This is a genomic window from Desulfobacula sp., assembly GCF_021107415.1.
Window position 1 is genome coordinate 1 of the sequence record NZ_JAIOSW010000375.1, and the last position, 6,804, is coordinate 6,804.

General features: G+C 38.4%; 9 protein-coding genes. All 9 read right to left on the reverse strand.

The genetic code is table 11. The features are described from left to right. Positions 1-101: 101 nt before the first annotated feature. Positions 102-884, reverse strand: a complete 783-nt coding sequence (gene flgG / locus K8S13_RS18790) for a flagellar basal-body rod protein FlgG (RefSeq protein WP_291464939.1) — start codon at positions 882-884, stop codon at positions 102-104. An 18-nt stretch (positions 885-902) separates the two neighbouring features. Next, a complete protein-coding gene (locus tag K8S13_RS18795) occupies positions 903-1,595 on the reverse strand; it encodes a flagellar hook-basal body protein (RefSeq protein ID WP_291464941.1) in 693 nt (230 codons plus the stop codon). Positions 1,596-1,883: 288 nt separating this feature from the next. After that, a complete protein-coding gene (locus K8S13_RS18800; RefSeq protein ID WP_291464943.1) occupies positions 1,884-2,156 on the reverse strand; it encodes an EscU/YscU/HrcU family type III secretion system export apparatus switch protein in 273 nt (90 codons plus the stop codon). Between the two features lie 5 nt (positions 2,157-2,161). Further along, positions 2,162-3,223: a hypothetical protein gene (locus K8S13_RS18805; protein ID WP_291464945.1), complete on the reverse strand. Its 1,062-nt coding sequence runs from the start codon at positions 3,221-3,223 to the stop codon at positions 2,162-2,164. Then, positions 3,220-3,774: a hypothetical protein gene (locus tag K8S13_RS18810; RefSeq protein ID WP_291464947.1), complete on the reverse strand. Its 555-nt coding sequence runs from the start codon at positions 3,772-3,774 to the stop codon at positions 3,220-3,222. The genes K8S13_RS18805 and K8S13_RS18810 overlap by 4 nt, the downstream gene beginning before the upstream one ends. Beyond that, positions 3,771-4,073: a hypothetical protein gene (locus tag K8S13_RS18815; RefSeq protein WP_291464948.1), complete on the reverse strand. Its 303-nt coding sequence runs from the start codon at positions 4,071-4,073 to the stop codon at positions 3,771-3,773. The genes K8S13_RS18810 and K8S13_RS18815 overlap by 4 nt, the downstream gene beginning before the upstream one ends. A 13-nt stretch (positions 4,074-4,086) precedes the next feature. After that, the gene (locus K8S13_RS18820; RefSeq protein ID WP_291464950.1) at positions 4,087-5,679 is read right to left on the reverse strand and encodes a hypothetical protein; all 1,593 of its coding nucleotides are present in this window, start codon (positions 5,677-5,679) and stop codon (positions 4,087-4,089) included. A 12-nt stretch (positions 5,680-5,691) separates the two neighbouring features. Continuing rightward, the gene (locus tag K8S13_RS18825; protein WP_291464952.1) at positions 5,692-6,438 is read right to left on the reverse strand and encodes a sigma-70 family RNA polymerase sigma factor; all 747 of its coding nucleotides are present in this window, start codon (positions 6,436-6,438) and stop codon (positions 5,692-5,694) included. Positions 6,439-6,458: 20 nt separating this feature from the next. Then, the coding region (locus K8S13_RS18830) for a MinD/ParA family protein (protein ID WP_367172745.1) at positions 6,459-6,804 on the reverse strand (346 nt) is incomplete at its 5' end.

Here is a 6,804-nt window from a genome sequence, read left to right on the forward strand (position 1 = left end):
GCAAAAAGGCGATATAGACATAGATGCTGAATAAGCATAAACCCAATAATAAAAAATCCAATGGATTTAATAATTATTTTTATAAAAAACATATTCATCATTTATCGTTTCAATCCATTGGCAGTGCTGAGCATACTGTCAGCAGTCTGAATTGATTTTGAATTCGCTTCATATGCTCTTTGTGCGACAATCATAGCGACTATTTCTTCAACAACATTGACATTAGACCCCTCAAGAAAATTATTGACCGTAGTGCCGGCACCATCTTCTCCGGGGGTTCTTTCTGTTGCATCACCCGAACCCTCTGTTTGCCTGAAAAGATTATTGCCCACTGCAAAAAGACCGGCATCGTTGACAAATGTGCTGATTAAAACATTGTCCTCTCCGAGGATATTTTCATCAGCACCATAAAAGGTCATTGTTCCATTATCCTGGAGTGTGACGACTATGGTCTCTTCAGGTACGGATATCTCAGGTTGCAGCCGATCACCCGACGGTGTGGTCAAAAAACTCTCACTATCCAGGGTAAAATTACCTGCCCGGGTATATAAATCTTCATCCCCGTGCCGCACTTTAAAAAAACCATTTCCCTGGATTGCCATATCCAGTTGATTGTCGGTCTGAATATAATCCCCCTGGATGAACAACTTTTGCACACTGGTTGGTTTTACTCCCATACCGACTTGTATTCCCGTCGGAACCTGTCCGCCCCCCGGGGTCGTCTGGCCGGCAATCTGCATGGTCAGGTACATGAGGTCTTCAAAATTTGCCCTGGATTTTTTAAACCCGGTGGTGCTGGCGTTGGCCAGATTATTAGCGACAACATCTGTTTGCATCTGCTGTGCATGCATGCCTGTTGCTGCGGACCAGAGTGATCGTATCATAAATTATCTCCTATTATCTTATCTAAGTTTTCCAACATCATTAATCGCCTTGGCGTCAATTTCATCAAATGTCATCATGGATTTTGTAAATGTTTCAAACATCCTGTGGTAGTCAATCATACGCACCATTTCTTCGACAACTATAATATTTGACTTTTCAAGGGCTTTGTGCTGTACAACAGCTTGTTCCGCCTGGAGCTCGTCTGTGGTTTCGCCCTTGTAAGACAAAAAATTCTGTCCATTCCTTTCCAATTTTTTCAAGTCTTTAAAGGTCACAATATCAAGCGTGTCAATAATTTCTCCGGAAAGCATAATTTCACCACTTTGATTGACGGACAAATCCTGTTCAACATTTTCACCGTCAATAGCAATGGCCCCACCCTGCCCCATGACAGGATTACCGTTCTGATCCACCAGGATACCATTAATATCCATGGAAAAATTTCCGTTTCTGGTATATTTGATGCCCTCTTGTGTCTCTATTTTAAAAAAGCCTTCCCCTGAAAGAGCAAAATCAAGCGGATTACCGGTTGTCAGTATAGACCCTTGTGTAAAATCTTTATTTATCTGGGCTTTAAATTTCTCGTCAAAGCTGATCCTATCCTTCTTAAACCCGATTGTATCTGTATTGGCAAGATTGTTTGAAACTGCTTCTAATTTTCTTTCCTGCCTTAATCCGCCCTGAACAGGCCGAGTCATTTCAAGAATCATTTCTTCTCCTTTTAAAGTATTTTCTCATAAACGAACTTGCAATATGGATGCCATATGAGTTTATTGGAAAGTCTGTATAAAAAGAACTATATTACTTGTTATCCTCTTCAATGTGGATAACTTGTAAAACCTTTACCCCCAAAGCATTCAAGAATGATCTGAAACAAAACAGGATTCCAATAACTTTTGATACCTCTTTCTTTATATATTACAAATTTTCTATTCGCCAAAAACCCGACAGATCAAAAGGTTAATAATTGACAGAATACAGAAAAATTTTCCTACCTATTATGAATATCGTTTGGAATTGATAGAATAAACAAAGGCTAAAAGCTCTGCCACTGCCACATAAATTTCTGAAGGGATTTCTTCATCAATTTCAAGGGATGACAGAACTTCAATAAGGTCTGGATCATCTTTTATGGGAATATCATGTTTTTTGGCAAGCTCAATAATTTTTTGAGCCACTTTGCCCTGGCCTTTGGCAATTACTTTCGGCGCACTGGCCGTTTCCCGGTCATATTTTAATGCAACAGCCTTTTTTTTATTTTTTTTATCCATTTAATTTAAATCACAATATTTAACATGCTTTCATCACGGGCTGTTACCAAGGATTCAATAAAACTGCTTTGCTGAATTTCTTCTTTTTCTGCTGTGTGACATTCTATCTTGCGAACCTGGTATTCGATCTTTGCAAGGCGGGTTGTAAGCTCGGCAATCATTGACTTAACATATTTACAGGTATCATCATCCTTGAGTAAAAATCTCCCTGTAATCTCTTTTTTCAATATTGAAAAATCGGCTCTCAATGGGCCAAGCTTGGTCATATCCAGTAAAAAAGAGATATGAATAACTTTATCAGCATCCTTGTTATTACTTTTGGCTTTATCTCCTGTATCTATTAAGAGTTGCCCGAAACTAAATGCCTGGTCACTAAAAATCGGGAAAGGCAGTAGAAATCGTCCTGAGTCCGAGCTGTGATGATTGAGCAACTGATAATTTTCTATGGTTTCCAAAAAAGAGGCTGCCATTTTCAAACCTTCAAATTTCTGGGGATCAACCATTAACATATTTTTAAGGATATTACCTTTAATATCCTGTTTTAATAGAATATCCAGGCCAGCTTTGATATCTGATGAAGATGTATTACCCAATAAAATCCGGGCAACTTTTTTTTCCCATACCAACCCACTCTTTTCTATTAACTTTGGTAAAAATGTCTCATCCGGTTTATCTGATTTTAAGGCCATATTATAAAGAAGGTCTTTCACACCTGATATTCTGGTCTTGGAAATATCAGGTATGGCTTCATTTTTTGAAAAAAATCGGACAAGGGATGATATCTGCCTATTTGTCATTTTTTGAATCGGACCAATGAGCTTTAAGATGATGGTATCCTTTTGTGCAAGGACTTTAAGTTGAACCTCTTCCCCGGGTTTCAGCAGCATGGCTGTTTTTGCCACAAATTTTTGACCGTTTACCAAAAGCAACGCTTTACCCTGTGGCAACAGCTGTATAACCTTTGCATTAATGATCTGGTTTTTTTTAAATTTGGGGAGAGTGTTTTTTTTACCGCCGTCCTTATTGATGACCATTTCCGAGGATGAAATATGAACGCCGGAGATCATCTGCTATTCTTTTCCATTTCAACAATTTTTTTTTTAAGATCAATCACCAGCTGAACTTCTCCTTTAGGGATTGATAGTCTTTGGGCAATGGAGTCAATATCGAAATTTTGATTATACATCTCTATGATTTGATTTTGCTGGTCAAGTACAGCGTTTGAAGAGGATTCTAAATTGAATTGATTGTTTCTTACTTCCAATTTCTTTTGCAATGCATCTGCCCGGGATAAAAGAAGATTGATACTGATGATCCTGGAATCCAACGCATCGTTCAACTCTTTTATTAATCTCTTTTTTTCTTTTATCTGTTTGTCAAAACTGATGGCAGTTTTTTTTGATTCTTTAACCAGAGGTTCCAGCATTTCAATAATATCTACAGCAGATCCAGATGCGTATTTCGCATTTTCGCATCCGTCATCACAATACTTTTGATCCGGTTCTCCCGGATTCAGTCGATTCATCCTTTTTACAAACAAAAATAATAAAATAACCAGAATAAAATTAATAAAAAAAAGAATTGCAATCCAAAATTCAAGTGAAAATAATTCTATCATACCATTGTGTCCAGAAGCCTGCCCGATGCATCAGGGTCCTGTTCCATTTCCTGTTGTTTTTTCTTTTTTTTCTCTTCTTCTAAGAGCTGTTTTCTTCTTAGGGCATCTTTTTCTTTTTTGGCTTTAAGTTTTTCAGATTCATCAAATCCCTGTACCGTCGTGTTTTTCGTAACCACATTGGCTTGTTGTTGCGCTGCAGCCTGTTCCGGGGAAGGTTTGGGCGTATGGGCCTGGTGTGCCAGCTCCTGGGCAACCCCGGACTGTTGGATAACGATATTGTGTCCAGGTACGGTTGTCATTTCAAACCCCTTTCTAACTCGCTTTAAAAGATTTAAAACTAACCCGGTTAATATAATGTCCGGGCAACACCTTTTTTAAAGTTGTTTCAACTACCCATAAAATATCCGCTTCTGTAATCTCATCTCTTTTTTCAGAAGCAAGACTGTTATTTATGGAATCATAAATTAAATCCCGATAAAATGATAAATTATTCTTAATTTCATGATAAGCTCTTTGATCAGAATAATCGATAGAGATATCAGCCGTGATATAGGCCATATCTTTTGACAAGTCAGATGCCAGTATAACAAAATCCTTTAAAATCATATTTCCTGATTTTTTAATATCACCTTGTTTTTTGATATGAATATCCACTGTCTCAATTTCGATTTCTCTTTCAACAGCGAGCTTTGCAATCGGGTCCGATTGAATCTCTTTACCAGATTCACCTGAAAAAAAGATAAAATAAGATAATGGAACCGTTATTCCCAGAACAATCAATGCAGATGCACAGGCAATCACAAGCTTTGATTTATACCATTGTGATCTTGCTTTTGTCTTTTTTTTCTTTGGTTTTGCAGGTGGTTCTTCATCATCGCCTTCCAGAACGACCTGATCCTCGTCATAATCTTCCTCGTCATAATCGAACGTATCATCTTCCAGTATATCTTCATCCTCGACTTCGTCATCCATACTGTCATCAACTTCTTCATCCATTAAATCGCCAAGGACATCTTCATCTTCCTGGTCAGCCGCCATTAAAAGCGTGTCAATATCATCCTGGGATATGAGGATATCATCTTCATCTTCATCTTCATCATCAGACTCAAGCAACAGTGAGTCAATATCTTCCTGGGTAACATCTTCGCTTTCATCATCATCAAAATCAAGCACTGTAACATCGGAATCCGGTTTTAAAAAATCCTCTGTATCATCTAAAGCCGTGTCTTCCTGCACTTCAGGTTCAGGCTCTGATTCAGGTTGTGTCAGGGCCGCAAGCTCAGATACCGGTTCTTCATCCAATATTACGGGCTCGGATATTACCTCATTGTCAAAATTTTTAATCAAGTCATCTATTGTCTCCTGGGCAATCAGGCTGTCCTGAACATCCACTGCTTCGGACTCATCAATGACATAATCATCCTCCTCTTGCCTATTGTCTTCTATAGCAAGTTCCGACGTTTCCTCGGCAATAACCGCCTTTTCTGTCTGATCAACATTTTCTTCTTCAACAGGTAGACTGTCCTGTTCTTTATCTTCTGGTTCTTTATTGTCTGGTTCTTTATTTTCCGGTTCTATATTTTCCGGGGCCTCACTTTCAACTTTTGTCTCTTCATCCGAAGAGGCACTTGAGTTCATCAACCTGTCAATATCATCCTGGGAGATCAGTTCCATATCATCATCTTCAGAACCATCTCCATCCTGTGAATCTGCCGGGCTTGTTGCATTCGAATTCATAAGCCGATCAATATCATCCTGGGAAAGCTCTCCCAACTCATCAACCCCATCAGCAGCGTCACTGCTTGAAAGTTTTTCTTCTGCTTCTTCAATGGAAGAGGAATCTAAAAGTTTATCAATATCATCCTGGGATATTAGACTGTCTTCTTCTAAAGTTGGATCAGACATGTATGACCTCTTTTAATTAAAGTAATCTTGAAGCCTGGCTTTTAACCGAACCAGAATCGCCGTATGGATCTGGCATATACGCGACTCAGTCAATGTGAGAACTTCACCGATCTCTTTTAATGTCAATTCATCATAATAATAAAGGGACACCACCATTTGTTCTTTTTGGGTCAATGTTTTTATGGTTTGGGTCAAAACAAATTTAAGTTCCTCTCTATCAAAACAATCGGCAGGATTTTCGCCCCCTTTAATACCGGACTGAAATCTTGTTTTTGAATATGTATCGTTTTTCTTTGTTTTTATAAATTCATCCAGGCTTAATACAGATGCCCCGTGGATATTTGTAAGCATATCATAATATGTATCAAGCGAAACACCCAGCTCCTCACAAATCTCTTCATCTGCTGCAGGTGAACCTTTCTGGTCTTCGATGGTCTTTACCGCCTTGGTAATATTTTGGATTTTCTTTCTCATAGACCTTGAATAGGGATCCATACTGCGCAATTCATCAAGGATTGCCCCTTTAATCCGATATTGAGCATAGGTCTTTAAACTAACATGCTTTGAGGGATCAAACTTATCCACTGCATCAATCAACCCGAGAGATCCTGCAGAAACCAATTCATCAAAGAAAACACTGGAAGGAAGACGCATGGCAAATCTTGCAGCAATATGCTTTACAAGATATGAATACTCAACAATGCTTTTTTCACGCCATGAGTCTCCATCTGTTTTATTTTCCTGGTATAGTTTTTTCATTTAGTAATAAAGTATCCATTTCAGGTTATGGTCTGAAATACTTTACTCATAAAAAATGTTAAATTCCCATTTGAATTGGTTCTTACAGAACTTTCCCCCAAGTTTATGGCAATCTCTTCTATTGCTTTTGCCGCCATTGAATCCGGGGTGCTATCCATGACCAGCTTCCTTTTTTGAACCGCTTTTTGCAGCTGTCTGTCAAAAGGGATATGACCCACATATTCCAATACAACATTTTTCAGGTATTTATCAAGGGCTCCGCTTAAAGCAGCATATACTTTTTTTGCCTCTGCAACCGAATCCACCATATTGACAATCAGTTTAAAATATTTTGTTCCGTATTCCTGTGACATCACCTTCATCATA

Coding starts and splice junctions, on each gene's coding strand:
- K8S13_RS18810 (WP_291464947.1), bottom strand. CDS start 3,774: ATGATAGAATTATTTTCACTTGAATTTTGGATTGCAATTCTTTTTTTT.
- flgG (WP_291464939.1), bottom strand. CDS start 884: ATGATACGATCACTCTGGTCCGCAGCAACAGGCATGCATGCACAGCAG.
- K8S13_RS18795 (WP_291464941.1), bottom strand. CDS start 1,595: ATGATTCTTGAAATGACTCGGCCTGTTCAGGGCGGATTAAGGCAGGAA.
- K8S13_RS18805 (WP_291464945.1), bottom strand. CDS start 3,223: ATGATCTCCGGCGTTCATATTTCATCCTCGGAAATGGTCATCAATAAG.
- K8S13_RS18815 (WP_291464948.1), bottom strand. CDS start 4,073: ATGACAACCGTACCTGGACACAATATCGTTATCCAACAGTCCGGGGTT.
- K8S13_RS18825 (WP_291464952.1), bottom strand. CDS start 6,438: ATGAAAAAACTATACCAGGAAAATAAAACAGATGGAGACTCATGGCGT.
- K8S13_RS18800 (WP_291464943.1), bottom strand. CDS start 2,156: ATGGATAAAAAAAATAAAAAAAAGGCTGTTGCATTAAAATATGACCGG.
- K8S13_RS18820 (WP_291464950.1), bottom strand. CDS start 5,679: ATGTCTGATCCAACTTTAGAAGAAGACAGTCTAATATCCCAGGATGAT.